The organism is Saccharothrix espanaensis DSM 44229 (genome assembly GCF_000328705.1).
Taxonomy (GTDB): Bacteria; Actinomycetota; Actinomycetes; order Mycobacteriales; family Pseudonocardiaceae; genus Actinosynnema; species Actinosynnema espanaense.
The window spans coordinates 3,733,907-3,759,112 of sequence record NC_019673.1; the positions used below are offsets into that span (position 1 = coordinate 3,733,907).

At 71.9% G+C, this 25,206-nt stretch carries 29 protein-coding genes; 15 read left to right on the top strand and 14 right to left on the bottom strand.

The genetic code is table 11. From position 1 onward, the window contains the following. Positions 1 to 33: 33 nt before the first annotated feature. Genes BN6_RS16700 through BN6_RS50030 form a run of 3 tightly spaced genes read right to left on the bottom strand, consistent with a single transcriptional unit; the run spans position 34 to position 1,206 of the window. On the bottom strand, positions 34 to 372 hold the full coding sequence (locus tag BN6_RS16700) for a hypothetical protein (protein ID WP_015100856.1): 339 nt from the start codon (positions 370 to 372) through the stop codon (positions 34 to 36). After that, positions 369 to 905, bottom strand: a complete 537-nt coding sequence (locus BN6_RS42030) for a bifunctional DNA primase/polymerase (protein ID WP_051075604.1) — start codon at positions 903 to 905, stop codon at positions 369 to 371. Before BN6_RS42030 ends, BN6_RS16700 begins: the two co-directional genes overlap by 4 nt. Next, positions 841 to 1,206: a hypothetical protein gene (locus BN6_RS50030; RefSeq protein WP_331712637.1), complete on the bottom strand. Its 366-nt coding sequence runs from the start codon at positions 1,204 to 1,206 to the stop codon at positions 841 to 843. The genes BN6_RS42030 and BN6_RS50030 overlap by 65 nt, the downstream gene beginning before the upstream one ends. A gap of 316 nt (positions 1,207 to 1,522) precedes the next feature. On the opposite strand from BN6_RS50030, the gene BN6_RS42035 reads away from it, so the two are divergent. Further along, positions 1,523 to 2,779: a helix-turn-helix domain-containing protein gene (locus tag BN6_RS42035; RefSeq protein WP_051075605.1), complete on the top strand. Its 1,257-nt coding sequence runs from the start codon at positions 1,523 to 1,525 to the stop codon at positions 2,777 to 2,779. After that, entirely contained in the window at positions 2,776 to 3,291 is a 516-nt protein-coding gene (locus BN6_RS16715; RefSeq protein ID WP_231905315.1) for an NUDIX domain-containing protein, read from the top strand. The genes BN6_RS42035 and BN6_RS16715 overlap by 4 nt, the downstream gene beginning before the upstream one ends. A 432-nt stretch (positions 3,292 to 3,723) precedes the next feature. On the opposite strand, the gene BN6_RS16720 is transcribed toward BN6_RS16715, so the two are convergent. Continuing rightward, positions 3,724 to 4,569, bottom strand: a complete 846-nt coding sequence (locus tag BN6_RS16720) for a helix-turn-helix domain-containing protein (RefSeq protein WP_015100862.1) — start codon at positions 4,567 to 4,569, stop codon at positions 3,724 to 3,726. 104 nt (positions 4,570 to 4,673) lie between these two features. On the opposite strand from BN6_RS16720, the gene BN6_RS16725 reads away from it, so the two are divergent. Both BN6_RS16725 and BN6_RS16730 read left to right on the top strand, forming a co-directional pair. Beyond that, positions 4,674 to 5,321 (top strand): NAD(P)-dependent oxidoreductase, encoded by a 648-nt coding sequence (locus BN6_RS16725; protein ID WP_015100863.1) that lies wholly within the window; start codon positions 4,674 to 4,676, stop codon positions 5,319 to 5,321. A 215-nt stretch (positions 5,322 to 5,536) separates the two neighbouring features. Further along, positions 5,537 to 6,412 carry a bile acid:sodium symporter family protein gene (locus BN6_RS16730; protein ID WP_015100864.1) on the top strand — a complete coding sequence of 292 codons (876 nt, stop codon included), beginning with the start codon at positions 5,537 to 5,539 and terminating at the stop codon, positions 6,410 to 6,412. On the opposite strand, the gene BN6_RS16735 is transcribed toward BN6_RS16730, so the two are convergent. After that, complete coding sequence (locus tag BN6_RS16735; RefSeq protein ID WP_015100865.1) at positions 6,342 to 7,262, bottom strand: hypothetical protein; 921 nt, start codon at positions 7,260 to 7,262, stop codon at positions 6,342 to 6,344. The genes BN6_RS16730 and BN6_RS16735 overlap by 71 nt on opposite strands. Positions 7,263 to 7,432: 170 nt before the next feature. Between BN6_RS16735 and BN6_RS16740 the strand changes: the two genes are divergently transcribed. Further along, on the top strand, positions 7,433 to 8,278 hold the full coding sequence (locus BN6_RS16740; RefSeq protein WP_041312980.1) for an NAD(P)-dependent oxidoreductase: 846 nt from the start codon (positions 7,433 to 7,435) through the stop codon (positions 8,276 to 8,278). 191 nt (positions 8,279 to 8,469) lie between these two features. Here BN6_RS16740 and BN6_RS16745 read toward each other — a convergent pair whose 3' ends face one another. Beyond that, positions 8,470 to 9,489 (bottom strand): medium chain dehydrogenase/reductase family protein, encoded by a 1,020-nt coding sequence (locus BN6_RS16745; RefSeq protein WP_015100867.1) that lies wholly within the window; start codon positions 9,487 to 9,489, stop codon positions 8,470 to 8,472. 81 nt (positions 9,490 to 9,570) lie between these two features. Next, a complete protein-coding gene (locus tag BN6_RS16750; RefSeq protein WP_015100868.1) occupies positions 9,571 to 10,053 on the bottom strand; it encodes a DoxX family protein in 483 nt (160 codons plus the stop codon). A gap of 131 nt (positions 10,054 to 10,184) precedes the next feature. Between BN6_RS16750 and BN6_RS16755 the strand changes: the two genes are divergently transcribed. Further along, complete coding sequence (locus BN6_RS16755) at positions 10,185 to 10,754, top strand: TetR/AcrR family transcriptional regulator (protein WP_015100869.1); 570 nt, start codon at positions 10,185 to 10,187, stop codon at positions 10,752 to 10,754. A gap of 33 nt (positions 10,755 to 10,787) precedes the next feature. Further along, positions 10,788 to 11,285 (top strand): hypothetical protein, encoded by a 498-nt coding sequence (locus tag BN6_RS16760; protein WP_015100870.1) that lies wholly within the window; start codon positions 10,788 to 10,790, stop codon positions 11,283 to 11,285. A 4-nt stretch (positions 11,286 to 11,289) separates the two neighbouring features. Here BN6_RS16760 and BN6_RS16765 read toward each other — a convergent pair whose 3' ends face one another. Beyond that, complete coding sequence (locus tag BN6_RS16765) at positions 11,290 to 12,321, bottom strand: LLM class flavin-dependent oxidoreductase (protein WP_015100871.1); 1,032 nt, start codon at positions 12,319 to 12,321, stop codon at positions 11,290 to 11,292. 93 nt (positions 12,322 to 12,414) lie between these two features. On the opposite strand from BN6_RS16765, the gene BN6_RS16770 reads away from it, so the two are divergent. Both BN6_RS16770 and BN6_RS16775 read left to right on the top strand, forming a co-directional pair. Further along, positions 12,415 to 12,873 carry a MarR family winged helix-turn-helix transcriptional regulator gene (locus tag BN6_RS16770; RefSeq protein WP_041312983.1) on the top strand — a complete coding sequence of 153 codons (459 nt, stop codon included), beginning with the start codon at positions 12,415 to 12,417 and terminating at the stop codon, positions 12,871 to 12,873. A gap of 74 nt (positions 12,874 to 12,947) precedes the next feature. Further along, on the top strand, positions 12,948 to 13,364 hold the full coding sequence (locus BN6_RS16775; RefSeq protein WP_015100873.1) for a DUF3995 domain-containing protein: 417 nt from the start codon (positions 12,948 to 12,950) through the stop codon (positions 13,362 to 13,364). Here the strand turns inward: BN6_RS16775 and BN6_RS16780 are convergent. The 3 genes from BN6_RS16780 to BN6_RS16790 form a co-directional block, all read right to left on the bottom strand. Continuing rightward, entirely contained in the window at positions 13,304 to 13,843 is a 540-nt protein-coding gene (locus BN6_RS16780) for a hypothetical protein (RefSeq protein ID WP_015100874.1), read from the bottom strand. The genes BN6_RS16775 and BN6_RS16780 overlap by 61 nt on opposite strands. Before the next feature lie 103 nt (positions 13,844 to 13,946). Then, positions 13,947 to 15,716 (bottom strand): oleate hydratase, encoded by a 1,770-nt coding sequence (locus tag BN6_RS16785; protein WP_015100875.1) that lies wholly within the window; start codon positions 15,714 to 15,716, stop codon positions 13,947 to 13,949. Positions 15,717 to 15,758: 42 nt separating this feature from the next. Then, the gene (locus BN6_RS16790) at positions 15,759 to 16,817 is read right to left on the bottom strand and encodes a 3-hydroxyacyl-CoA dehydrogenase (protein ID WP_015100876.1); all 1,059 of its coding nucleotides are present in this window, start codon (positions 16,815 to 16,817) and stop codon (positions 15,759 to 15,761) included. A gap of 235 nt (positions 16,818 to 17,052) precedes the next feature. On the opposite strand from BN6_RS16790, the gene msrA reads away from it, so the two are divergent. Genes msrA through BN6_RS16805 form a run of 3 tightly spaced genes read left to right on the top strand, consistent with a single transcriptional unit; the run spans position 17,053 to position 18,671 of the window. Beyond that, positions 17,053 to 17,556, top strand: a complete 504-nt coding sequence (msrA, locus tag BN6_RS16795) for a peptide-methionine (S)-S-oxide reductase MsrA (protein WP_015100877.1) — start codon at positions 17,053 to 17,055, stop codon at positions 17,554 to 17,556. Beyond that, complete coding sequence (locus tag BN6_RS16800; protein WP_015100878.1) at positions 17,535 to 18,053, top strand: MOSC domain-containing protein; 519 nt, start codon at positions 17,535 to 17,537, stop codon at positions 18,051 to 18,053. The genes msrA and BN6_RS16800 overlap by 22 nt, the downstream gene beginning before the upstream one ends. An 18-nt stretch (positions 18,054 to 18,071) precedes the next feature. After that, on the top strand, positions 18,072 to 18,671 hold the full coding sequence (locus tag BN6_RS16805; protein ID WP_041312986.1) for a maleylpyruvate isomerase mycothiol-dependent enzyme family protein: 600 nt from the start codon (positions 18,072 to 18,074) through the stop codon (positions 18,669 to 18,671). 233 nt (positions 18,672 to 18,904) lie between these two features. Here BN6_RS16805 and BN6_RS46720 read toward each other — a convergent pair whose 3' ends face one another. Beyond that, positions 18,905 to 19,048, bottom strand: coding sequence for a hypothetical protein (locus BN6_RS46720; RefSeq protein ID WP_158509396.1), 144 nt, complete (start codon positions 19,046 to 19,048; stop codon positions 18,905 to 18,907). Between the two features lie 803 nt (positions 19,049 to 19,851). On the opposite strand from BN6_RS46720, the gene BN6_RS16810 reads away from it, so the two are divergent. Continuing rightward, complete coding sequence (locus BN6_RS16810; protein WP_231905317.1) at positions 19,852 to 20,961, top strand: SagB/ThcOx family dehydrogenase; 1,110 nt, start codon at positions 19,852 to 19,854, stop codon at positions 20,959 to 20,961. A gap of 311 nt (positions 20,962 to 21,272) precedes the next feature. Here BN6_RS16810 and BN6_RS16815 read toward each other — a convergent pair whose 3' ends face one another. Next, positions 21,273 to 21,539 (bottom strand): hypothetical protein, encoded by a 267-nt coding sequence (locus BN6_RS16815; protein WP_041312989.1) that lies wholly within the window; start codon positions 21,537 to 21,539, stop codon positions 21,273 to 21,275. Positions 21,540 to 21,971: 432 nt separating this feature from the next. Here BN6_RS16815 and BN6_RS42040 point away from each other — a divergent pair, with 432 nt between their 5' ends. Beyond that, positions 21,972 to 22,352 carry a hypothetical protein gene (locus BN6_RS42040; RefSeq protein ID WP_051075606.1) on the top strand — a complete coding sequence of 127 codons (381 nt, stop codon included), beginning with the start codon at positions 21,972 to 21,974 and terminating at the stop codon, positions 22,350 to 22,352. A 123-nt stretch (positions 22,353 to 22,475) separates the two neighbouring features. Continuing rightward, entirely contained in the window at positions 22,476 to 23,036 is a 561-nt protein-coding gene (locus tag BN6_RS16825) for a sigma-70 family RNA polymerase sigma factor (protein ID WP_015100883.1), read from the top strand. 12 nt (positions 23,037 to 23,048) lie between these two features. On the opposite strand, the gene BN6_RS16830 is transcribed toward BN6_RS16825, so the two are convergent. Then, on the bottom strand, positions 23,049 to 25,205 hold the full coding sequence (locus BN6_RS16830; protein ID WP_015100884.1) for an NB-ARC domain-containing protein: 2,157 nt from the start codon (positions 25,203 to 25,205) through the stop codon (positions 23,049 to 23,051). Position 25,206 lies beyond the last annotated feature (1 nt).

Consider the following 25,206-nt stretch of genomic DNA (forward strand, 5'->3'; position numbering starts at 1 on the left):
TCCACCCCGGGGCTCCATCCCTCGGGGGCTCCATCAGCTCTGCCGAGCGGCCCCTCCTTCACCCATCCACACCACATGCACTCGCGCTACCCCCGCCGACCGCGAGGAGATCTCAAACAGCGTCCGGGCACGCTCCGCACTGTGGGAGTCAAGTTGGAAGCCACCCTCCACGGAGTTGACGTCAGCACGGTCCTCGTAGGCCAGGCCGTAGCCCGCGACGCGGGCGTCCTGACCTTCCCCGTACTCCTCCACCAGAGCGAACAGCCGGGGTGCTTCGGCCTCCGCCAGCTCCCGCATCAGCCCGGTGAACTCTTCCTTCGTCCACGGCGGTGCAGGTATGGCCGGTGCCGTCCGCTCAGCCGGCTCGGTCACGCGCTCTTACTCTCGTAGCTCTGGATCAGGTCGGCCAGCGCGTCGCCGGGTAGCAGGCGGTTGGCCGCTTCCTCGGGGGTGACCAGCCAGATCACTTCGCTTGTGCCCATGGCGCTCGGCGGCAGGGGCAGTGGTGTCCCGGCTTCGAGCACCCGTGCCTCGTGGCTCATGAGCACCGAGGGCAGCGGCGGCCGGACAAGGAAGTACGCCAGGGGCATCTCCTGAATGGCCGGCACCGGTGTCGGACCGGCTCCGAAGTGGGGATGACGGGCGATGCTCTCGGCCAGGGTGTCGAAGACGGCGAACGCTCCCAAGGCCGAACCGGTCAGGCTGAGGACGTTGGGTGCGTGCGGACCAGGCGTCGACCACCACTCGCGCACCAGGTCGGCGTCCGTGGTCGCTTCCTCGATTGGCCGCAGGCGAGGATTGGTGACGGGAAGTTCGTCCACGGGGCTCGCGAAGTGGCCGTCATGCCAGATGGCTCCGGGGAGGACTGGCCAGCCCAGTTCGACGTAGCTCAGGGCGGCCTGCAAGGTCGTGGACGGTCCGGTGTCTGGTGTGCTGGTCGGCACTGCCTTGCCTTTCTTTTGGGTGGTCTGCTGTCGGAGTGGAGGCGGGCACGACCTCGAACAGGTCGTCAAACCGCATGGGGGCGAGGGCGACAAGGGCGCCGCCGATGAAGGCCGGACCGGGCTGGAGTTCGCCGCTCCCTACCCGCGCCACCGTGGAACGGTTGACGTCCATCGCCTTGGCCAGTCCGTAGTCGGAGCGGAAGCCCGCGAGCTTCGCGGCACGCGCGAACATGTCGGTGCGCAGCCGGATGGTGTGCGGCATCCTAAGCAATCCGTCCTATGTGGACGCCTTGGCGCAAGTAGGTGGCACGGTCGCGGCTCCCTTGTAGCGTTGGGCTTGTTGTCGTGTGGTCTCAGCACCAGGCGGCGCGGAGACCACCGGGGACTTGGGGAGGTATCTCCACCGGGCTTGCTTGGCGCTGGGACCGGGATCAAGCGTGGAATCCCGACGGGGCGACAGACAGCGCCGCTTTAGGGCCGAGGGATCGCCCAAATGGGGCCAGCCCGATGCAGCGCTACGCTTGACCAGGCAGAACCCGCACCGCGGAAAGCGGCAGCCAACGCCAGGAGGTCACCCGATGGCAGTACGGCGAACCGGCTTTGTCCGTACCAGGAAGGCCGCTGGCTTCACCCAGGAGTCATTCGCGGAGGTCATGCACGTCGACCGCTCCACCGTGGCCCGCTGGGAGCAGGGCACGCGTGAACCGCTGCCCTACCAGCGTCCGAAGCTGGCCAAGCTGCTGAAGATCTCGATGAGCGAGCTGGACGGGCTGCTGCACCCCGAGGCGGAATGCGTTGCGGTGACGCAACGTGCAAGCTCACCTCACGGAGATGAGCGTGTTGACCATGCTGGCTCCGTGGCGGTTGAGATTCCACGTGTGCCTACTCGGCCGGTAGTCATGCGCGAGGTGATCGGCTTCCGCGCAGTGTCCGAGGCGTTTCAAGCGGCTGACCGGAAAATTGGTGGCGGAGTCCTCTACGGGCAGGTTGTACGTTTCTTGCAAGATGAGGTCGCGTCGAAGCTTCTTGCGCCGCCGCCCAGCGTGACGCATAACGAGGTGTTCTCCGCCGCAGCGTCCTTCTCGGAGTTTGCAGGCTGGATGGCCCATGACAGTGGCCGCGACCCACAAGCCAAAGTGCATCTGACGCAGGCGTACCACCTGGCGACGACCGCGCAAAACTCGCAGCTCAGCTCCAACATCCTCGCGTCCCTGTCCCACCTTGCTGTGCAGATGGATGATTCCCAGACTGCCGAACGGTTGGCTCGTAAGGGAATCTCTCAAATGTCGGGCGGCCAGGCTCATGTGCCCCATCTTGTGGCACGACTCCATACCATGCACGCTCGGGCGCTCGCCCTACAAGGCAACGAGCTAGCGGCGCGTCTGGCGCTCGATGCTGGGGAGAGTGCTTTGGGCTTTATCGCGCGAGATGCTCGGGACAGCTGGCTTTGTGGTTTTGACCGGGCATCCTTCGCTGCGGAAAATGCACTCTGCATGTATGACCTGCAACGGTATGAGGATGCCGTACGGAGTGCGGCTGAAGTCATTGCGCTACGAAGTGCCAGTGACCGCGTACGGAGTCGTACGCTTGCGCGCTTGACTCTGGCAAACGCCCTCGTGGCACTGGGGGATCATGAGGGCGCGGCGCGAGTCGGTATGGAGATCATCGCGGCGGCTCCTGGGCTCGAATCCGCGCGTGTACACTCCGGCCTCGCGCAGTTGCAGCAGCGGCTTTCGGGACAGGCGGACTTGCCGGAGGTCAGGGAGATGAACGACCGCTTGGCGGCGTCTGCCAACGCGCAGATACCAACAGCACAAGCGGAATGGCCGGTATGAGTACGCAAGAAGACAACGACCCGCAGCGCTTTAGGTGGTTGGCCGAAGGCAACGCACGGCAAGCCCGCAAGCGCGTCTCTGCGAAGGCTGTCATCTGCGATGAGGACGGCCGGATCCTACTGGTCAACCCGACATACAAGCAGTACTGGGATCTACCGGGCGGCATGGCAGAGGTGAACGAATCGCCGATTGCTGCAGCTGTCCGCGAGGTTGCAGAGGAGCTGGGCTTTACCGCACAGATCAGCGGCCTGTTGCTTGTGGACTGGGTCGCCGCACATGGCCCATGGGATGACCTGCTGGTGTTCATCTTCGATGGCGGGAAAGTGGGCGAGGAAGATATCCGCCGCATGTCGGTAACCGACGAGGAGCTATCCGAGTTCGCCTTCTTTCCCCTGGGAGCTGCCGAAGCACGGTTGAGGCCAGACATGTGGCTCAAGCTGTGCCGTGCTGTGGAGGCGAAGCGGGTAGGTGCTGTGTCGTACGAGGAGTTTCGTCAAAGTCAGACGGAGTGATCACCCTTGAACGCTGAGACCTGACAAGCTTGATGAATGGATCCAGACCGCGGTATCTCGGTTGTCGAAAGGGCTTTCATCTCTCGCGCTCGGCCGCACCTTGCTCTGGCCCACTAGGTGTCGGATTTTAGATTCTCAAGGACTTTAAAATGAATCAGGCGTACCGATTTACGGTTGATGCCGACGGCCCGTTAGGAGCCCTGGAGCCCATCGCTTACCCTATCGATCTCAGTGACCTGAAGGGTGGTCTCGTGCGCACGGAAGGAAGTCTGTACAAGCTCACCAAGGCGGTTGAAGGGCTGGCACAATAAATGCTCAGTTGGTTGCACGGCGGCCAGCTTGGAAAGTGCTGACGTGCTCGTTGCACTAACCAAGCTGCGCCTGCCTTGAGCTGTCTCCTCTGGGCTCCATCCTCTGGGGCCGGCCCGTTGCTCAGGCCGTGAAGCCGGCCCGGAACTCGCCCGGCGCGCCGCCGGTGCGGTGCCGGAAGTACTTGAAGAAGTTCGCCGGGTCGGGGAAGCCCAGCCGGGTGCCGATCGTCGCGGCCGGCAGGTCGGTGTGCGCGAGCAGCCGGCGGGCCTCCAGCACGATCCGGCGGTCCAGGAACTCCTTCGCGCCCATCCCCACGGCGGCCTGCGTGGCGCGGGTCAGCGTGCGCGGCGAGTAGCCCAGGTCGTGCGCGTAGTCGGCCACCTGGTGCCGGGACGCGAAATCCCGCTCGACGGCCTCCCGGAACCGGAGGAACGCGTCGTTGTACGCCGGACCCCGGGTGTTCGACGCGAGCGAGAGCCGGTGCAGCAGCGCGCCCAGCAGGTGCGCCAGGAGGGGGCCGGCGGCGGCGACGGGCGCGTGCGCCAGCGCGGCGTACTCGGTGGCCAGGTGCTCGGCGGCGGTGGCGGCGAGCAGCCGGTCCTCGGTGGTGAGCTGCCAGTGCGCCGGGCCGAACGGGCTCGCCGAGTCCGGCGGCGGGAAGTCGGGCCGGAACAGCAGCAGCGGGCCCTCCACCCGGCCGCGCGCGGCGAACTGCTGCACCTGGCCGGGGCGCACCCAGACCACGCTGCCGGGGCGCAGCCGGTAGGGCGTGAAGTCCACGGTGTGCGTGCCGGTGCCCGCCGTGACGAGCATCAGCAGGTGGAACGCCGGCCGCTGCGGGCGGGTCAGGTCGTGCCCGTCGCTCGCCCGGGAGCGCAGCACGCCCAGGGTGAGCACCTCGATCCCCAGCTCGGTGCCCGTCGGGTTCCGATAGGACACATCGGGGATGTGTCGCTTTTTCACCATGACGTGTCCCTCTCCCACCTCGCGGGCCCGCCGCCGCGTGGCTTGAATATGCACTACGGGCACCACACGGCGTCCACCGTCCACTTTGGAGATGCAGCGCAGTCATGGCACACATCGCACTCATCGGCGCCACCGGCACCATCGGCTCGCGGATCCTCGACGAGGCACTGCGCCGCGGCCACACCGTCACCGCGGTCGTCCGCGACCCGGCCAAGCTCGACCGCACCGCCGCCGCCCTCACCGTCGAGACCGGCGACGTCCTGGACACCGCGGCCCTGCCCAAGCTGCTGGCCGGGCACGACGTGGTGGTCAGCGCGGTCGGCGGCGGCGACGGCCCCGGCCACCAGGCCACCATCGCACCTGCGGCGAAGTCGCTGGTCGAGGCGCTGCGCGCGGTCGACGGCGGGCCGCGGCTGATCGTCGTCAACGGCGCGGGCAGCCTGCGCGCCGCCGACGGCACGCAGGTGTGGGACAAGCCCGGCCTGCCGGACTGGCTGCTGCAGATCATGCACGCGCACGGCGACGCCCTGGACTACCTGCGCGGCGTGACGGACGTGAACTGGACCGCGTTGAGCCCGGCCGCCACCATCGAGGCCGGCGAGCGCACCGGCCAGTACCGGACCGGCGAGGACGACCTGGTCAGCGACGCCGAGGGCGTGAGCTGGGTGAGCGCCGAGGACTACGCCGTCGCCCTGGTCGACGAGATCGAGCAGCCGAAGTACGAGGGCCGCCGGTTCACGGTCGCGCGCTGAGCGGGCAATCGGACAACTGCCCGTTGAGCGGGCAATCGGACAACTGCCCGCTGCGCTGGCAATCAGACAACTGCGCGTTGAGCCAGCGATTGGACAACAGCCTGCTGAAGTCGGGCCTGGCCGCTGTTCGGTAACGACCCTCCTCGGTGAACCGGACATCGGGGAGGATGCGCCCGTTGTGCCGCAGCGTCGCGGCCTGACGGGAGGGGTGGCCCATGGGCACCGCGTTGACGAGTGTCGGTCTGCCGATCGCGCTGGCGATCGTGATGTTCGGGTTGGGCCTGTCGCTGACCGTCGCGGACTTCGCGCGGGTGGTGCGGGAGCCCAAGGCCGTCGCGGTCGCCCTGGCCACCCAGCTCCTGCTGCTGCCGCTGGTCTGCTTCGGGCTGGTCACCGCGTTCGGGTTGGACCCGGTGCTCGCGGTGGGCATGGTGCTGCTCGCGGCGTCGCCCGGCGGCACCACGGCGAACCTGTTCAGCCACCTGTTCCGCGGTGACGTGGCGCTCAACATCACGCTCACCGCGGTGAACTCGGTGCTCGCGGTGCTCACCCTGCCGGTGGTGGTCACCCTCGCGCTCGACCACTTCCGGCCGGCCATCGGCGACGGCTCGGTGGGGCTGGAGCTCGGCAAGGTCGTCCAGGTCTTCGCGATCGTGCTGGTGCCGGTGGTGCTGGGGATGCTGGTGCGGCGCTGGTCGGCGGAGTTCGCCGACCGCGCGGACCGGCCGGTGCGGATCGTCTCGGCGGTGGTGCTGGTGGCGGTGATCGCGGGCGCGCTGCTGGCCGAGCGGGAGAACCTGGGCACCTACCTGGCCGACGTCGGCGTGGTCGCGGCGCTGTTCTGCGCGTGCAGCCTGGCCGCCGGGTACGTGCTGCCCCGGTTGTTCCGGGTGGACCGGCAGCAGGCGGTGGCGTCGGCGTTCGAGGTCGGCATCCACAACAGCACGCTGGCCATCGCCATCGCGGTCACTGTGATGGGCAGCGAGCGGCTCGCCGTCCCGGCCGCGGTCTACGGCGTGATCATGTTCCCGATCGCGGCGCTGGCGGGCTACCTGCTGACCCGCGCGCCGGCGGCGCGGCCCGCAGCCTGATCCGGCGGCCCAACCGGGCCGCCACCACCCCGCACAGCCCGGCGAACACGGCCGGCACGACCACGTAGAGCTGGTGGCAGCCGATCGCCCAGTCGTGCCGGACCAGCCGCCACAGCGCGAAACCCAGCCGCCACAGCGCGAACGCGACCAGCAGCGCGCCGAGCACCTGGATGATCTCGCCGAGCCGCCTGCGCCGGGCCAGGGCCGGATCGGCGGCCAGCGTCTCTTCATACGCGGTCAGCCGCCGGCGCACCGGGCCGAGCCCCCGGCTGAGCCTGCTGCGGCACAGCGGGTGGAAGGTGGGCGTCCAGTCCTCGGCGAAGGAGACCACGCCGCGCACGCCGTCGTGCTCCGGTTGCGGCGCGACGACGGCCAGCAGGCGTTGCGGCGCGACGGTGTGCCGAGCGCGGGTGAACTCCCGGCTGTCACCGCCGTCGAGACCGACCACGACGAGCCGGGCGCGGGCGAGCAGTTCCGGCGCGGGTTCCCCGGCCACCACCCGGCCGAACCCGCGCAGGCCCGCCCGCAGCCGGACCTCCGCGCGGCCGGTGGTGACCGGGCCGGGCGTCAGCGGGGCCGGCGGGCCGCCGGGCAGGTAGAGCACGAACGGCTCGTCCGGCGCGGGGGCGGTCGGGGTGAGGTGTTCCTCGCCACGCGCACGGGTCCGTGCGCCGCGGTGGGCCAGCGCCGCGCCGACCGGCAACAGCGCGAGCGCCGCCAAGTGCCACCAGGCGAAGCCGCCGGAACCGACCGGCCACCCCAGACCCAGTGGCGAAGCCAGTCCCAGCAACGAGATCGTCCACCCGACGGCGACCAGCGCCGATCCGGGTGGACGTGCCGTGCCGTCCATACCGCCCCCCGCGCCCGCGTGCGTTCGGGCTCACCGTAGGGCCGGCGGGCGGAGCAACGCGCGGTATCCGCTCGGGTGCAAGCGGAATTGCTCCGACCCAGTGAAGACGAAAGATGCGGGTCGGCCGTCGCGGTGGCAGATTTGCGGTCAGCAGAGGGAAGGGATTCCAGGTGACGAAGTCGGTCGCGGTGCTGGGCACCGGGATGATGGGTGCGGGGATGGCGCGCAGCCTGCTGCGGGCGGGGCTGTCGGTGGCGGTGTGGAACCGCAGTGCGGACAAGGCCCGGCCGCTGGCGGAGGACGGCGCGGTGGTGGCCGCCGACCCGGCGTCGGCGGTCGAGGGCGCGGACGTGGTGCTGACCGTCCTGTTCGACGCGGACTCGACGGCCGAGGTGGTCGGCGGGCTCGACCTCGGCGAGGACGTGGTGTGGGTGCAGAGCGGCACGGTCGGGCTGATCGGCGCGCAGCGCCTCGCCGGGCTCGCCGGCGGGGCCGGGTACGTCGACGCCCCCGTGCTCGGCACCCGCAAGCCCGCCGAGGACGGCAAGCTGACCGTGCTGGCGGCCGGTCCGACCGCGCTGCGCGACCGGGTGGCCCCGGTGTTCGACGCGATCGGCGCGCGCACGGTGTGGGCGGGGGAGAAGCCCGGCGACGGCCAGCGGCTCAAGCTGGCGGCCAACTCGTGGGTGCTGTCGATCACCGCCGCCACCGCGCAGGCGGTCGCGCTCAGCCGCGGGCTGGGACTGGAGCCGGAGGCGTTCCTGGACGCCATCGCGGGCGGCGCGGCGGACAGCGCGTACGCCCAGGCGAAGGGCCGGGCGATGATCGCGGGCGACTTCGCGCCGTCGTTCGGCATCGACGGCGCGGTGAAGGACGCGGAGCTGATCCTCGACGCGATGCGCGAGGCGGGCACCGAGGACCGGGTCATGCGCGCGCTGCACGAGCAGTACCGGGTGGCCGCCGACCACGGCGGGACCGAGGACATGGCGGCCGTGGTCCGGGCCTTCGGGACCTGATCCGGTGCGGCGGGCGGTCGTCCACCCTTCGCGCGTGACGAAGATCGACGACCGCTCGTTCCCGCCGGCGCCGGCCGACCAGCCGGGTCGACATCATCGCCTACGCCCGCCGCGAGTTCCCGGACTTCGCCGACCGGATCACCGCCCTGATCCGCGAACCCTGACCTTGCGGCTACCCCTTCGCTCCGCTGTCAAGGCACCAGCACGACCTTGCCGGTGACCGTGCCGGACTCGGCGAGCCGGACGGCCCGCGCGACCTCCGCCAGCGGAATGCGCGCGGCGACCTGCGCGGTGAGCTTCCCCTGTGCCAGCAAGGCGAACACCGAGCCCAGGTCGTCGGCGAGCCGGGCCTGGAACGCGGCGCGACGACGCTTGCCCGCCCAGATGTTGTAGAACGCGGCGCGGTGCCCGTTGGGCAGGGCGTTCCACCACAGCAGCCGGGCGAACAGCCGCAGCACCGGCAGCCGTGACGATCCTTGGTCGTTCTTGGTGGAGGCGGTGCCGTACGAGACGAGCGTGCCGCGCGGCGCGAGCAGCCGGTAGGAGTCGACGATCCCGGGTCCGCCGACGTGGTCGAACACGGCGTCCACGCCGCCCGGCGCGAGGTCGCGGACCCGGCGGGGGAGGTCGGGGTCGCGGTAGTCGACCGGGGCCGCGCCGAGCGCGCGCACGGCGTCGTGGTTGCGCGGCGAGGCGGTGCCGATCACGGTCGCACCGGCGAGCCGGGCGAGTTGCACGAGCGTGGAACCGACGCCGCCGTTGGCCCCGTGCACCAGCACGGTCTGCCCGGCCCGGACCCGGGCGACGCGGTGCAACATCTGCCACGCGGTGATCCCGTTGACCACGAACGACTCGGCCTCGGCCGGGTCGACGCCGGCCGGCACCGGCACCAGGTCGGCGGCGGGCAGCAGCACGTGGTCGGCCCAGCCGCCGATCTTGGTCAGCGCGGCGAACCGCCGGCCGACGAGGTCCGCCGGCACCCCCGGCCCGACCTCGGCGACCGTGCCGACGAGGTCGTAGCCCGGCACGAACGGGAACGCCGGCTGGTCGTAGTACTTGGCCCGGCGCATCTGCTGCTCGGCGAACGACACCCCGCCCGCCTCGACCCGCACGACGACCTGACCGGCGGCGGGGGAAGGCAGGTCGCGGTGCCGCAGGCGCAGGCCCTCGGGCTCGACGACCCCCGGCAGGACGACTTCAAGTGCCTGCATGACGCTCCTCCAAGTGTGTGGTCAGTCAATCACTCTTCTGGTCAGTGAGGATAGCGAGGCACTGGCCAGTAGTAAGAGTGATTAAACACTCACACTCGCAGCGCGGTCAAGCTTCGTCGCGGACTTCCGGTGGCCGACGACGACCGCGACGGTTGCCGCGAGGAACACCAACTGCATGATCGTGCGAGGCAGGAGCTGGTCGCCGAACGAGCGGGAGAGGCCCTGCGAGGCGGCGTAGACGTTCGCCGGGAACATCCCGACGAGCATCACCGTCAGCCCGATCGCCGACCAGCGAGCGGTGCGGTGCCACAGCAGTCCGGCCGCGCCCGTCAGTTCGAGCACGCCGGTCACGGTGACCAGCAGCTCGGGCGCGGGCAGTGCGGGCGGCACCATCGCGACGAGTTCCGCGCGCAGTCCCACGAAGTGCGCGATGCCGGTCGCGGTGAACATGCCGGCCAGGCCCATCCGCACCGCGAACGGCCACGGCGGGATCCGGGTGAGGCCGAGGGCGCGCGCGGCGAGCAGGGCGAGCGTGACGGTGACGAGGATGATCAGCGGTTCCATGGTCGACTCCCGGGCAATGTGCGCTGGACACTGAAACTGGACACTGAGCACTGGACACTGAAACTAGACACTGACAAGATGCGCTCGCACGGCGAACTTGTCAATGTCTAGATCCGGGCTAGGCTGACGGTGTGACCACTGAACGCCCGTACCACCACGGCGACCTGCGCCGGGCCGTGCTCGCCGCCGCCGTGGACGTGATCACCGAGCACGGCACGTCCGGCGTGGGGCTGCGCGACCTGGCGCGCCGGGTGGGTGTCTCGCACGCCGGCCCCGTGCACCACTTCCGGGACAAGGCGGGCCTGCTCACCGCGCTGGCCGCCGAGGGGTTCGACCTGCTGGCCGACGCGCTGGCGACGACCCGGGACGGGGGAGGGGACTTCGTGGACGTGGGCGCGTCGTACGTGCGGTTCGCGGTGGAGAACCGCGCGCACTTCGAGGTGATGTTCCGCCCCGACCTGTACCACCCGGACGACCCAGCGGTGGCCGGCCCGCGGCAACGGGCGTACGCCCTGCTCCACGGCGGGGTCACCGACGAGGACGACCCGAAGCCGGCGGCGGTCGCGGCGTGGTCGATCGTGCACGGCTTCGCGACCCTCTGGAACACCGGCGCCCTACCCCGCGACCCGTCCGACGACCCCCAGGCCCTGGGCCGCTCGGTCGCCGCGTTCCTGTTCCGCGACAACGGAAAAGGCGGGTGACAAGCCCACCGGCCGGCTGCTTCACTGCCGAGCGTGGATCTCCCCGACGAGCTGCGCGACCGGCTGTCCGGGCTCGACATCGACCTGCTGCACGGTCGACTCCGGCCGGAGGTGGCGGTCTGGCTCGCCTGCGACCTGCTCGTCGCGGGTGTCGACACGCCGGCCGTGGTCGACCTGGCCGGCGAATCGCCCACCCGGCTGACCGCCGGCGACGCGATGCCGATCGTCCGCGAAGTACTCGCCGAACTCGGCTTCGGGCCCGTGGACCTCACGCAGCGGCCGTGGGCGGTGGCGCGTGACGTCGCCCGCCGAGTGGCAGCCGGAACCCTGCCGCCCGAGGTCGGCGTGGGCTACCTGTACTGGATGTGGCCGGACTGCGACCACCACGACGTGATCCGCGCGCTGCTCCCGCCGCTCGACGAGTGGCACGACGCCCTGCCCTCGCAACGCGACGAGGAGGCGCTCCGAGCGCGGATGCGGGAACTCGCCCGGGACGTCGTCCTGGTGGCCGACCAGCGCCTGGCCGGCTGACGGGTCAGCCGAGTTCCTTGCGCACCAACGGCATGACCTCGGTGCCGAGGAGTTCGATCGCCTCCATCACCAGCTTGTGCGGCACGCCGGACCAGTCCATGTGCATGGCGTACCGGTTCGCGCCGGTCAGCCGGCCGACCGTGATCAGGCGTTCGGCGACCTCGTCCGGGCTGCCCGCGAAGATCGACTGCGCGCCTCGCGTCCACTCGTCGTAGTCGGCGCGCGACGGGATCGACCAGCCGCGGGCGCGTGCGCCGTACTTCATGGTCTGCAACCAGTACGGGTAGTACGCGTCCTTGGCGTCCTGGGAGTTGCGCGCGATCAGGCCGACGGCGCTCATCGTCACGTGCAGGTCCTCCGGCGCGTGGCCGCCCGCCTCGCCGGCCCGGCGGTACAGGTCGACCAACGGGCCGAAGCGCTCCGGCAGGCCGCCGATGACCGCGTACACGATCGGCAGGCCGAGCAGGCCCGCGCGCACCGACGACTCCGGGTTGCCGCCCGTGCCGACCGAGATGCGCAGCCGGTCGCGGTAGGGGCGCGGCAGGACGTGCGCGTTCTCCAGCGGGGCGCGGAACTTGCCCGACCAGGTGATCGGGTCCTCGCGGTCGAGCCGGAGCAGCAGCGCGAGCTTCTCCTCGAACAGCTCGTCGTAGTCCTCCAGTCGCGCGCCGAACAGCGGGAACGACTCGGTGAACGAGCCGCGCCCGGCGAGCAGTTCCGCGCGGCCCCGGCTGAGCTGGTCGAGGGTGGTGAACTGCTGGTACACCCGCACCGGGTCCTCGGTGCTGAGCACGGTGACCGCGCTGCTGAGCGTGATGTTCTCGGTGATGCTCGCGGCGGCGGCCAGCACGGTGGCGGGGTTGGAGATCGCGTAGTCGGCCAGGTGGTGCTCGCCGAGGCCGTAGAAGCCCAGACCGAGCTCGTCGGCGAGCTTGATCCGCTCCAACTGCTGGGCCAGCGCGTCGGCGACGCTCACCTGCTCCCCGGTCGCCGGGTCCGGGTGGCGGTCGGCGAAGCTGAGGAGCCCGAGCTGCATTCCGTTTGTGGACACGTCATCAATCTACCGGCACAATGATGACACGTCAACAATCGATTGATGACGCGTCAACAAGTTGCTACCGTGGGTCCGGTGGACGAACCGCGATGGCTGGACGAGCGCGAGGCCCGGGTGTGGCACGCCTACCTCGACCTGAACCGCGAGCTGCACGGAGCCCTGGAACGCCAACTGGTCCGCGACTCGGGGCTGTCCAACGCGGACTACTCGCTGCTGGCCCCGCTGTCCGAGGCGCCGGACGGCCTGGTCCGCTCCCGCGAGCTGGGCGTCCTGGTGGGCTGGGAGCGCAGCCGGCTGTCCCACCAGGTCGGGCGGATGGAGAAGCGCGGCCTGGTGGCGCGCGAGGAGTGCCCCGAGGACGCGCGCGGCTCGATGGTCCGGCTCACCCCGGCCGGCCGGGCGGCGATCGAGGCCGCCGCGCCCGCGCACGTCCGGACCGTGCGCCGGTACCTGTTCGACGTGCTGTCCGCCGACGAGCTCGACGTGATGGACCGCGCGTTCACCCGGGTCCTGGCGCGGATCGAAGCTGACTGAGTTCTCAGCAAGCGTGCGTTAGCGTGCGAGCTGTCCGTACGGTGCCGTACGGACAGGTTCCGCGGAGGTGCGTGATGACGTTGTTGGCCCTGCTCACAGCCCTGGCCCTGGTGGCGATCGGCGGGTTGCACGTGGTGTGGGCGTTCTCGCCGTGGCCGCTGCGCTCGCGCGAGGAGTTCGCGAGCCGGGTCGTGGGCGTCCCGACCGACCGGCTGCCCTCGCGCGGGCTGACCCTCGCCGTCGCCGGGCTGCTCGCCGTCGCCGCCTACCTGGTGGCCGCGCGCGGCGGTCTGGTCGGCGCGCCCGGCCCGGCCTGGTTGACGGTCGCGGGCGCGGCCGGCGTCGCTGCGGTCATGCTGCTGCGCGGCGCGGGCGGGCTGGTCTCGTCGGCCCGTCAGGACACCGAGTTCGCCCGCCTCGACCTGCGGATCTACTCGCCGCTGTGCCTGGGCCTGGCCGCCGCGACCGGTCTGGTGGCCGCTTTGGCGTGACCCGCCGGGGACGACACGAGGTGCACCCGGTCGGTCGACCGGTCCACGACGACGGTGACGTGCCGGCTCCCCGAGCCGACCACCACCAGCCACGACTCCACCCGGGCACCGGCGGCGAACGCCCACCGGGCACCGGACCCGGCCGGCGGCGTGATCGGCGCCGCGCCGCCGGCCCACACCACCGGCGGCGTCGCGGCGTCGACGCCCAGCGAGGCCAGGAACGAGGTCACGACCGCGCCCGACGCGGTGAAGTCCAGCGCCACCGACCCGTCCGGCCCGACGTGGTAGCGGGCGTCGCCGCGGACGCGGGCCGGCAGCGTCACCAGCGCCAGGCGCTGCGCGCCGTCGAACGGGACACCGGGATCACTGCCCGGGTACGCCAGGGGTTCGGCGTCCGCGGGCGGCAGCAGCAACGCGGCAGTGGCCACCGCCGCGCCCGCGAGCGCGACGGCGACCACCAAACGGGTCCTGACGGCCACCTGGCCAGTCCTCCTCATCCAAGCGATCCAAGCGATCCAAGCGATCCAAGCGGTCAGAGCAGTCCGAGCGGTTCGCGCCGCGTGACCGGTCGGCAGCGGGAACTCAGGGCTTCTCGGGCACCAGCCCGAACTCGGTCAGCAGCTCGCCGACCTCGGTGTCGTCGAGCTTGCCGAGCAGCCACCGCCGCAGCACGGCGGGACCGGGCAGGTGCAGTTCCTTGCCGTCGCGCAGCCTGCTGGTCGCCGCCAGCAGCGAGCGCACGTCGTAGGTCGACCCGAACACCTCCGGCACGCCGCGGTCCACGTCGAGCAGCGTGTACACGGCCTCCATCGGCGTGCGCACCGAGTACTCCGTGGTGAAGATGCAGTCCCGGCTGGTCTCCGCGAACTGGCCGATGAACGCGAAGTTCACCGAGCCCTCCGGCACCACCGCCGGCCGGTCGCCCGCCCGGCGCGGCATGAAGAACGACGTGACGTAGGGCATCATCACCGGCACGGTCTTGGCGCCGGTCGCGGCCAGCTCGGGGATCTCCTCGACCGGCACGCCCAGGTGGTAGAGCCACTCCCGGGTGATCTCCTCGCCGGTGCACTCCTGCATCGTCTTGGGCACGAAGTCGCCCGGCGTGTCCACGAACAGCGAGTACACCCAGACCACGATCTCGTCCGGCTTCTGCAGCTTGAAGTGCGGCTGCCGGTTGACCGTCCAGCTCAGCAGCCAGCTGGAGTCCTTGGCCGTGACGATGCCGCCGGTCACCACCCGCCCGCTGAACGGGTCGCGCTTGCAGATCTTCTGGATGTACTCCGGGATCCGGCGGTCCACGGTGGTGACGGTCGCCGACTCCCACTTGGTCTGCGGGATGTGCGAGCCGAACACGTCCGGCCGGCCGAACGACGGGTCGTTGGCCGCGATCCGCCGCCACAGGTCCCACGCCGGCGCGGGGCCCTCGTCGAGCTTCGCGGGCGTGTGGTGGTCGCCGTTGGAGGAGTTCTCGGTGAGCGAGCCGATCGTCATGAACAGCAGGTCGTCGGCACTGAGGTCGACGCCGCCGTCCGCGCCGTCGCGCACCCACCTCAGCCGGGTCGCCTGCTTGCGCTCGGCGGTGATGTCGAAGTCGACGTCGGTCACCTCGGTGCCGAAGTGGAACACCACGCCCTGCGCCAGCAGCCACTTGTACAGCGGCAGCACCAGCGACTCGTACTGGTTGTACTTGGTGAACTTCAGCGCGGAGAAGTCCGGCAGCCCGCCGATGTGGTGGATGAAGCGGTGCAGGTACAGCTTCATCTCCAGCGCGCTGTGCCACTCCTCGAACGCGAACATGGTCCGCCAGTACAGCCAGAAGTTGCTCTTGAGGAAGTCCTCGCCGAACACCTCGTCGATGCGCTTGCCCTCCACCTCCTCCCGGGTGGCCAGGAAGATGCGGATGATCTCCTTCTGGGCCTTGTCGCTCAACGTGAACAGCCCGTCGGTGTGCGCGTCCTGCCCCTGCTCCACGGTGGCGCGCTGGAGCGAGCTGTTCGGGTCGTCCTTGTTGAGCCAGTAGAACTCGTCGAGCACGCTCGCGCCGTCGACCTCCAGCGAGGGGATCGAGCGGAACAGGTCCCACAGGCACTCGAAGTGGTTCTCCATCTCCCGGCCGCCGCGGATCACGAACCCCTTGCGGGGCTCCTTGATCCCGTCGAGCGCGCCACCGGGGAGGTCCAGCCGCTCCAGGACGGTGATCCGGTGACCGGGCAGCTGCGCGTCGCGGATCAGGAACGCCGCGCCCGCCAGGGAGGCCAGGCCCGCGCCGACGAACCACGCCGACTTGTCGTCCACGCCCTCGGGTTTGCGCGGTCGGGCGAACGCCTCGTAGTTCCCGTTGCTGTAGTACATCCAGTGCCCTTCCCGTGCGCCGGTCCGGCCCCAGTGCGTGCGTCAGTACTTGTAGAAGCCCTCGCCGGCCGCGACGCCGAGCTTGCCCTTGTCGATGTAGTTCTCCTTCATCCACGCGGCGAGCGCGCGCGCCTTCTCGTCGCCGTGCGAGAGGATGTTGTACGGCGTGTTCAGGCCGACGATGTCGTAGATCTGGAACGGCCCCATCGGCGCGCCGGTCGCGATCCGCCACACGTTGTCCACGTCGTGCGGGTCGGCGTACCCGCCGGCGGCGAGTTCGGCGGCGGCGTTGAGAAACGGGACGAGCAGCGAGTTCAGCACGTACCCGGCCTTCTCCTTGCGCACCGGCACCGGCACCATGCCGATGTCGGCGGCGAACGCCAGCACCCGCTCGACCACGGCAGGGTCGGTGTCCGGGGTGCCCATCACCTCGGCGGTGTTGAACTTCCACACCCGGTTGGCGAAGTGCAGCGCGAGGAACCGGTCCGGCCGCCCGGTAAAGTCCTTGAGGTCGCTGGGCAGCAGCGTGGAGGAGTTCGTGGCGAACACCGCGCGCTCCGGCGCGACGGCGGCGAGCCGCTGGTAGACGTCCTGCTTGATCGACGGCTGCTCCGGCACCGCCTCGATCACCAGGTCCGCCTCCCGCGCGGCCTCGGCCAGGTCGGCGGTGGTGGTGATCCGGGTCAGAGCCTCCTCGGCCTTGCCGTCGGCGGCACCGGGGACCTCGTCCCGGTAGGTGTCCACGAGCGCGGCGAACCGCCCGCGGGCCTGCTCCAGCACGTCCTCGCCGATGTCGTAGGCGACCACGTCGAAGCCGCTGTAGGCGGTCTGGAAGGCGATCTGGGACCCCAGCACGCCGGTGCCCAGCACGGTGACCTTCTTGATGTCGCTCACTTCGTCCACCTTTCCCCTCGCGGGCAGTGCGCCGGGGGAGCCGGGAACCGCACCCGGCACCCCGCCGGCGTGCGGCGGCGGGCCCGGCACGGGAACCCTGGCGGTACCGAGGAGCCCGACGCCCTCCCCGCCGCAGTGGGTGCGCTCGTCGGTGAACGTACCGGGCGGTCGGACGACCGCAACTCCACCGCGAACCAGCCCCGGCACGCCCGCTACCTGCGCGTTACCGCTGTCGCCACCATCGGGTGACCGGGGGTCCGCGCGGTGCGGCGGGGCCTACCGGGCGTTGTCCGGACAGCCGGCGGCGGCGTTTGCGGCGACCCGGTCGTGATCGCTTCACCGGTGCCGGTCGGTCGTGGGTCACACCGGTGCCGGGATGATCGGGGGACGTGAGAGCGTTCGACCTAGTGCGTACCGACCAGTTGAGGAGTGGAGCGACAACATGGCCACGGTGACCGAGAAGGCCGTCCTCGCGGGTGGCTGCTTCTGGGGGATGCAGGACCTGTTCCGCCGCCACCCGGGCGTGATCGCCACCCGGGTGGGCTACACCGGCGGTGACGTGCCGAACGCCACCTACCGCGACCACGGCACCCACGCCGAGGCCATCGAGATCGAGTTCGACCCGGCGCTGCTGGCCTACCGGCAGGTCCTGGAGTTCTTCTTCCAGATCCACGACCCGACGACCCGCGACCGCCAGGGCAACGACATCGGTACCAGCTACCGGTCGGCGATCTTCTACGAGAGCGACGAGCAGAAGCGGGTGGCCGAGGCGACCATCGCCGACGTCGACGCGTCCGGCAAGTGGCCCGCGAAGGTCGTCACCGAGGTCACCCAGGCGGGCGACTTCTGGGTGGCCGAGCCGGAGCACCAGGACTACCTGGAGCGTTACCCGAACGGGTACACCTGCCACTACGTGCGGCCGGAATGGCAGCTCGGCGAGCGCTGACCGCCGAGGTCGTGGCGCTGCACGTCTCCCCGGTGCACGCCTACGAGGGGCGGCCGGCCGACGGGCCACGACCCGACCCGGGGCCGGTCTCGCGCGACCACGTCGTGGTCCGCGCGGGCCTCGGCCTGGTCGGCGACCGGTACTTCAACCACGCCGCCCACCGCCGGGCCGCCGTGACGGTCTTCGCCGCGGAGTCGCTGGAGGGCGTCGCCGCCGGGCTCGGCCTGGCCGCGGCCCCGAGCCCGCTGCTCGTGCGGCGCAACGTCGTGCTGCGCGGGTTCGACGTCGACGGGCTGGCGCGGCACGACGTGTTCGCCCTGGACACCGGCGACGGCCCGGTGCGCTTCGAGGCGCACCGGCCGGCCAACCCGTGCGCGTGGATGGACGCCGTGATCGCGCCCGGCGCGTTCCGGGCGATGCGCGGCCGGGGCGGCGTGCGGTGCGTCCCGCTGGACGACGGCGTGCTGCGGCTGGGCCCGGTCACCGTGACGGTGTGAGCCGGCCACCCTCACACCGTGATCAGGCCAGTGTCCGCCGACGACCTCGACCGCGCCGCCTCGATCGTGGAGGACGTGCTCGCGGCCGCCGTCGACCGTGACTGGCGCGCGGCGACCGGCACCGGCGAGCTGAACGCGCGCGACACCGCCGAACACCTCGGTGACTGCCTGCTGTCCTACGCCGCGCAGCTCATCGCGACACCGCCGGGCCGGTACGTCCGCTTCCTGGCCGTGGCAGACAAGGACGCCTCCGCCGCCGAGGTGCTGGAATTCGCGGTGACCGGCGCCCGGATCCTGTCCTCGGTGGTGCGCACGAGCCCACCGACCACGCGGGCCCACCACCCCACCGGCCTCGCCGACCCGGCGGGGTTCGCGGCGATGGGGTGTGTGGAGGTCCTGGTCCACGGCCTGGACATCGCGCGCGGCCTCGGTCTCGACCTCATAGCGCCCGCCGACCTGTGCGAACCGGTGGTGGCCCGGATGTTCCCGCACACCCCCGCCCCGGACCTCGACCCGTGGACCCACCTGCTGTGGGCCACCGACCGCATCGCCGTACCGGGCCGGCCCGCCCAGACCGGCTGGCGCTGGCGTGGCGCTCCGCTGGACGAGGACGCGTGACGCCGGCCGCCCCGGGTCCCGGCACTCTCCTCCGCTGAGCGGCCTTCGTCCCAGGGTCTTCTCGGGCGTTGATCGCGTCGGCGTGCCAGGCTCGCCCGCCCGACGCGGCAGTCGTGGGAGCGCGACCACCAGGGAGACCCGAGACGGCAGCAGCCCGGCGGTCAGTTCGAGCAGGATCGGCAGAAGCCCCTGTGCCGGCAGCACGCCCGCGAGCGGCCGGACGGTCGAGACGATCACCGGCAGCACGGGCAGGGCCGCGTCGAGCGCGGCGAGCAGGACTTGCGACCAGGCCCCGCGAGTCGCCCGACCAGCGGCAGGACGGCCGCCACGGCGGTCGGCAGCGCGCCGCCGATCTGCACCGCCACGGGCGTGAGCACGGCCAGTCGCCGGGACAGGGCCGGGACGACGATCCGGAGCGCCTGCGCGAACGACTGTCCGAAGTGGACGATCAGCGGCGCTGCCGCGCGCTACGGCGAGCCGGGGTGATCGACCGCCAGGGCGGCGAGGTGGACTCGCTGGGCCAACGGACGACGGGAGTGCGCGCCACGACCACCAGCGAGGTGAACGCGGCGGCGCGGCGGTGTGGGGATCAACGCCGGGCAGCGGCCCGGCGGGTGTCGCCGGCGCGGTGTTCGGCGGGGTGCCGGCAGGCCGGGCCGGGCCTCGATGCCGACCCAGGCCGCGTTCGGGACGGCGACCGACACGCCTGCCCGGTCGGTGTCGTGTTCCTCGCTGCGCGATACCTCGCCGATACCGTCGTGATCAAGCTCGATCCGGACCAATCGCGCGTCCTGCCTGGCGACCGGCCGTCACCGAATGGGGTTGTTCCTGCGGCGGACGTGAATACCCGAGGGTGGGGTGGGCACTCCGCCGAGGTCCGTGGTTCAGCCTCACCCTTCGAAGGAGGTGTTGACCATGCGAAGGATTTCGATGAAGGCCCGGCCGGTCGTCCGCACGGAGCGCAAGCGCCCGCCGTACCACTGGTGGTGGTACGCCGAGTAACCGTCTGGAGTTCCTCGGAGGCCGGGCCGTGGTAACCGGCCCGACCTCCGAGGCCGACTGTCCCTGTCCTCCCCCGGCAGGCGACGCTCCCGGCGTCCCGGCCCGTCAACCTGGAGTCGTCATGCGGCTGCGTCGCGCGAGTTGCCTGACCTGTTACTGGCACGACGGAGAGTTCGTCGTGCACCCGTATCCCGGCGGCACGCCAACCGCCCTGCACCCGGCGGCGGCGGAGATCCTGGCAGCCTTCGACACGTGGGTGGAGCCCGCCAAGGCCGCTGAAGGGCTGGACCACCTCCACCCGGACACCGTCGCCGAGGCGGCGCAGGTCCTGCACGAGGCAGGGGCGCTGGTGGCTGAGGGCACCGCCGAGGCCGACCGCGACGGACAGGTGGCCCACCGTTGGCAGAGCTGGTCGCCCGAGGCGTCGTTCTTCCACTACGCCACCCAGGACATCGGAACCTCCGACGCCCGGCTCGAAGACGCGGTGCGACCCGCCGGGCAGACTGCTGCCGAGGGCACCGCCGCGACCGCTGCCGACGGCCCATCGCACGTGTTGTTCACCGAGTACCCCGACGCCGACCGCGTGCTGCTCCCGCGACCTCCCGCCGAGCTGACCCTGCCCTACGGCCAGGTGCTCTACGCGCGCCGCACACACCGCGACTTCACCGACGACCCGGTGCCCCTGCCCACGCTGGCCCTGCTGCTGTCCACTGTGTTCGGCCCGGTGGACTACATCGACTCCGGCAAGGGCGCGCTGTTCCGCCGCACCAGCCCGGCCGGCGGCTCGCGCCAGGAACTGGACGCCTACCTGGGCATCCTGAACGTCACCGGCCTCGCCCCCGGCATGTACCACTACAACGTCCGCGAACACTCGGTGGAGCTGCTCTCGCCCGGCATGGACCGCGACGAGACCGCGCGCCTGGGAGCCGACCAGGATTGGTTCGGCAACGTGGCGTTCTTCGTCGTGCTCGCCGCCGTCATCGACCGCATGAGCAGCAAGTACGGCAGCCCCCGCTGCTACCGGGTAAGCCTGCTCAACGCGGGCCACCTGGGTCAGACCTTCGCCCTGACCGCGACCGCCCTGGGACTCGGTCCCGCCCAGACCGGCGCGTTCAGTGACACACCCCTCGCCGACCGCCTGGGTCTGGACAACATCGGCCACACCCCGCTCTACGTCCTGGCCGCCGGCATCCCCCATCCCGACCCGCAACTGGCCGCACCCCAAGCGACGCTCGACACCTTCCGCACCCGACCCGCCACCAAGCCACGCCCTGATCCGCAGGCGTAGCCTCGTAGTGGACCCGACCCGGCCCGGGTTCCCACCGTTCGGGTTCGGCCGCCGTGGTGCTCTGGCGGGGCTGGACGAAGCCGTGCACGGTGCGGCGTAAGGCGTCCGCCCGTCGGGACGGTGTCGACCGGCGGCGGTTGTTGTCCTGCGGTGTAGGCGGTTCGGAACGCAGGCCGGAGCGGCGCGCGAGGCGGCACAGCCCGCCGCGTTCCTCGGTGGACAGGTAGACGCCGGTCACCGGGTGGGACGGTCGGGGCCGGCAGCGCGGGGGTCCAGTTCGGCGAGCGTCGCCGGCGGCGGGGCCGGGGCGGTCACGCTCCGATGGTCAGGCACACGGCGCGCTTGACCTGGCCGCCGTCCTTGGTGACGTCGGCACCGGCCCAGGGCCGACCTCCGGCGCGCCGTCCCGGTGCGGCAGCACGGTGGTCTCCGGCTGCCCGGCGCGTCCCAGAACCAGCCCTGGCACACCGCCCCGGGTTCGCGATCACGCCGAGGTCCGGCGTGGGTGTGTCGAGCCGGCGCTCGAACTCCTCCCGGCTCATCGGAATCGTGCCGGCGACCATGAAGCTGTCCGACACGCCGTCCTCCTCGTCGTGAAGTCGATCAAGGTCGACAACGGGCGCGGCACCGCCGGCAGGGGGCGGTTCTGCCGGTGGTCCTGCCTGGTCCGCGGTCGCCGCGGCTGGTCCACTGGGGGGTGACCGGACCGCGGCACCGGGGCGTCGACCCCCACCGACGCCGTCGAGTGCCGGTCCGGTGAGGTCGCGGTGGGCAGGGCACCGCACCTCCAGGGGGGTGGTCGGCGGACCGAGGAGACGGGTCCGCCGGTCGCCCCCTCTTCGTCGTGCGCTCGCACGGGTCGGGTGCCGGCGGGTGACCGCGCGGTCACGGATCTGCCGGTCTCCTGCCGGTGGCTCTGCCTGGTTGCGGGCCCACCGGGAGTGGTCCTCTTGCACCGGGCCCCCGCCGGGGAGCCCGAACGAACCGGTAGCGGCAAAGGGGATCCTGACGTGCGGTCAGTTCGACAGAAGCTCGCGTCCGTCGCACTCGCGGTGGTCGCGGTCGGCGTGGTGTCCGCGTCCACCACCGGCACGGCGGGCGCGGCGGCGCGCACCTACGAGCTGGAGTTCTGCAACTACGGCAGCGACTACTCGGCCTACCTGGACTTCGGCGACTTCACGAGCACCATCCAGGAACCGGGCGGGTGCTGGAGCGCGACCCGGCCCGGGTCGGCCAAGCAGACCGTGCGGGTCGTCGGCTCGAAGTTCGTCGCCGGCAGCTGGAAGACCTGCCGGTCCAAGGCCCTGACCCTGGACGGCTGGGACACCTACATCGAGGCCAAGGGCAAGTTCCCGACCTCCGGGTGCACCATCCCGGTGACCATCGACTGACGCTGCGCGCACGCGGACCACGAGGAAGGACCGGCAGAACCACTTCTGCCGGTTCTTCCGCGTGGCCACCGCCGTCCCGGGTGGGTGCACTGGTCGGATCCGCGACGCCGGGAGGCCACTGCGATGTCCACCACTGCGATGTCCCAGAACACGGACGACGGCACGCGAGCGGACGGCGACTTCGTGGCGGCGGTCTACGACCAGCACGCCGCGTCGCTGCTGCGCTACGTGCGCGGCCTGCTGCCGAACGACCCGCACCGCGCCGAGGACGTGGTGCAGGAGTGCGTGCTGCGGGCCTGGCGCAACGAGGCCGCGCTCGCCGCGCAGCGCAACTCGGTCCGGCCGTGGCTGTTCCGGGTGGCCCGCAACCTGGTCATCGACTGGGCCCGGCGCGACCGGGTCCGGCCGCTGGAGTACGGCGACGACGGCTTCGACCTGCTGCCCGGCAGCGCCGACTTCGCCGACCAGGTGCTCCGGCGCTGCGTGGTGGACCAGGTGCTGGCCCGGCTCACCCCGACCCACCACCAGGCCCTGCGGCAGGTCTACCACCTGGACCGGACCCGGCAGCGGGCCGCCGCCGCGCTGGGGGTGCCGGTCGGCACGGTGAAATCGCGCGTGCACCACGCGACCATCGCGGCGACCGAGGCGCTGGCCGGGTACGGGGTCACCACTGCGGACTGGTGACCCCGGCCGCGCTCACCCGCCGGCGGCCACCTCGCCGGGAGGCTCGTCGGTGAGCACGGCCCGCAGCAGGAGCGCCGAGTCGGCGTCGCCGCCGCGCTCGTAGGCCGCCGCCGCGTGCTCGCGGAACCGTTGCGCCCACAGCTTCCCGCCCGCGTCGGCCAGTTCGTCCAGCGCCCGCAGCAGGCTCGCCGGACGTGGCCACAGCCCCTCGCGCAGCACGGCGTCGACCTCCTCCAAGCGGTGCTGGGCGTCGTCGCGGCGGGCCAGCCGCAGCAGCGCGGAGGCGATCCGCAGCCCGGCCCGCGCGGCCTCGAAGGGCATCCCGGCGGCCTGGAACAGCCGCTCGGACTCGCGGAACGCGCCGCACGCCTCCCGCCACCGGCCGAGTGCGGCCAGGCTGTTGCCCCAGCGCGCGGCGGCGGTCGCCAGCGCCGGTGTGTCGCACCCCAGGTCGCCGCGCAGCCACGCCACCGCGCGGTGGTGCACGTCGACGGCCTCGGTGTGCCGGCCGACCGCGTCGAGCAGCCGGCCGCGCAGCGAGCGGGCCAGGTGCCGCCGGCCGTCGTCCTCGTCGGCGGCCAGCAGCGGGAGGGCGGTGTCGACGCACGACAGCGCGCGGCCGGGCCGCCCGGCCAGGTGCTCGGCGACGCCCCGGTGCAGCAGCGCCAGGGCTTCCTCGTCCCGCGCGCCGATCGCCGAGGCGACCTGGCGCGCCTGGTCGTGCAGTTCGACCGCGGTGTCGATCCGGCCTTCCAGCACGCACGCCCGACCCATCCGGTCCAGGTGGGCGGCCTCCGCCCGCCGGTCGCCGGCCATCCGCGCGGCGTGGACGCCGAGCGCGAACACCGTGGTCCACGCGCGGTGGGCGGGGTCCTGCCGGTCCACCGCGGCCGACACCTCGGCGCACAGCCCGAGGTCGATGCCGGCCCGCAGCACGCGGGGGCGCTGCCCGTCCGGGGTGGCCAGCAGCGACCGCACCACGCGCACCTCGTACGGCCGGGTGGCGGTCTGGTCCTCCTCGACGTCCAGCCTGGTCCGCGCGAACACCCGGACCACCTCGTGCAGCCGCCGGTCCGGGTCCAGGAAACCGGCCTCGACCAGGTCGTCCAGCGCGCCCTCGGCGGCGTCCGGGGACAGCCCGGTCGCCTCGGCCGCGGTCTCGCCGGTCACCTCGGCGACCGGCGAGAGCGCGAGCCGGCGCAGGGTGAGCGCGGCCTCGCCGTCGAGCCGGTGGTAGGCCAGCGTGAGCGGGGCCTGCCGGCCGCGGTCCCGGTCGAGCTTGCGGGCGGCGTCGCCGAGCGTCCAGCGGGGGCTGCGGGCCAGGCACAGGCCGATCACCCGCAGCGCGACGGGCAGCCCGCCGCACGCCCGCACGATCCGCTGCGCCGCCACCGGCTCCGCCTCGACCCGGCGCGCGCCGACGATCGCGGCGAACAGGGTGCTCGCCGCGCGTTCCTCCAGCGGTTCGACGGCGATGCCGGACTCCGCCGGCTCCTGCCCGGTGGTCACCAGCACGGCCGACCCGGGGCCGTGCACCAGCAGCGGCCGGACCTGCTCCTCGTCGGCCGCGTCCTCGAACACCAGCAGCACCCTGCGGTCGTGCAGCAGCAGCCGGCACAGCCGGGCCGATTCGGCGGTGCCGCAGGGCCTGCCCCGGGGCGGCGCGCCGAGCGCGTCCAGCACCGCGTCGAACACCACGGCCGGCGGCACCGGGTCGGCCTGGGACCCGCACAGGTCCACGACCACCCGGCCGTCCGGGAAGCGGTCGCGCCACAGCCGGGCGGCGTGCCGGGCCAGGGCGGACTTCCCGACGCCGCGCGGGCCGTGCAGCACGACCACCGCGCCGCCGGTGAGCAGCGCGCCCAGCCGGGCCGAGTCGCGCTCGCGGCCCACCAGACCGTCGTCCGGGGCGGCCTGCCGGTCGCGGGCGGCCACCCGGCCGGTCCGCCGGGGCCGGGCGCTGCGCCGGAACCGGTCGAGGGGTTCGCCGTGCAGGGCCAGCGCACCGGCCAGCGCGTCGACCGTGCGCTGCTGGGGGCGTACCGCGTGCGCGCGCTCGATGTCGCTGATCGCGCGCAGGCTGACCCCGGACACGGCGGCCAGTTCGGACTGCGTCAACCCGGCCCTGGCCCGGTGCTGGCGCAGCAGTTCGGCGAGTCTCCCGGACATG

Excerpts from the sequence above, each read along its gene's own strand:
- BN6_RS16730 (WP_015100864.1), top strand. The coding sequence starts at position 5,537 with ATGGGCACCGCGTTGACGAGTGTCGGTCTGCCGATCGCGCTGGCGATC.
- BN6_RS16725 (WP_015100863.1), top strand. The coding sequence starts at position 4,674 with ATGGCACACATCGCACTCATCGGCGCCACCGGCACCATCGGCTCGCGG.
- BN6_RS16720 (WP_015100862.1), bottom strand. The coding sequence starts at position 4,569 with ATGGTGAAAAAGCGACACATCCCCGATGTGTCCTATCGGAACCCGACG.
- BN6_RS16750 (WP_015100868.1), bottom strand. The coding sequence starts at position 10,053 with ATGGAACCGCTGATCATCCTCGTCACCGTCACGCTCGCCCTGCTCGCC.
- BN6_RS16775 (WP_015100873.1), top strand. The coding sequence starts at position 12,948 with ATGACGTTGTTGGCCCTGCTCACAGCCCTGGCCCTGGTGGCGATCGGC.
- BN6_RS16715 (WP_231905315.1), top strand. The coding sequence starts at position 2,776 with ATGAGTACGCAAGAAGACAACGACCCGCAGCGCTTTAGGTGGTTGGCC.
- msrA (WP_015100877.1), top strand. The coding sequence starts at position 17,053 with ATGGCCACGGTGACCGAGAAGGCCGTCCTCGCGGGTGGCTGCTTCTGG.
- BN6_RS16735 (WP_015100865.1), bottom strand. The coding sequence starts at position 7,262 with ATGGACGGCACGGCACGTCCACCCGGATCGGCGCTGGTCGCCGTCGGG.
- BN6_RS16745 (WP_015100867.1), bottom strand. The coding sequence starts at position 9,489 with ATGCAGGCACTTGAAGTCGTCCTGCCGGGGGTCGTCGAGCCCGAGGGC.
- BN6_RS16800 (WP_015100878.1), top strand. The coding sequence starts at position 17,535 with ATGGCAGCTCGGCGAGCGCTGACCGCCGAGGTCGTGGCGCTGCACGTC.
- BN6_RS16830 (WP_015100884.1), bottom strand. The coding sequence starts at position 25,205 with ATGTCCGGGAGACTCGCCGAACTGCTGCGCCAGCACCGGGCCAGGGCC.
- BN6_RS16765 (WP_015100871.1), bottom strand. The coding sequence starts at position 12,321 with ATGCAGCTCGGGCTCCTCAGCTTCGCCGACCGCCACCCGGACCCGGCG.
- BN6_RS50030 (WP_331712637.1), bottom strand. The coding sequence starts at position 1,206 with ATGCCGCACACCATCCGGCTGCGCACCGACATGTTCGCGCGTGCCGCG.
- BN6_RS16825 (WP_015100883.1), top strand. The coding sequence starts at position 22,476 with ATGTCCACCACTGCGATGTCCCAGAACACGGACGACGGCACGCGAGCG.
- BN6_RS42035 (WP_051075605.1), top strand. The coding sequence starts at position 1,523 with ATGGCAGTACGGCGAACCGGCTTTGTCCGTACCAGGAAGGCCGCTGGC.
- BN6_RS16785 (WP_015100875.1), bottom strand. The coding sequence starts at position 15,716 with ATGTACTACAGCAACGGGAACTACGAGGCGTTCGCCCGACCGCGCAAA.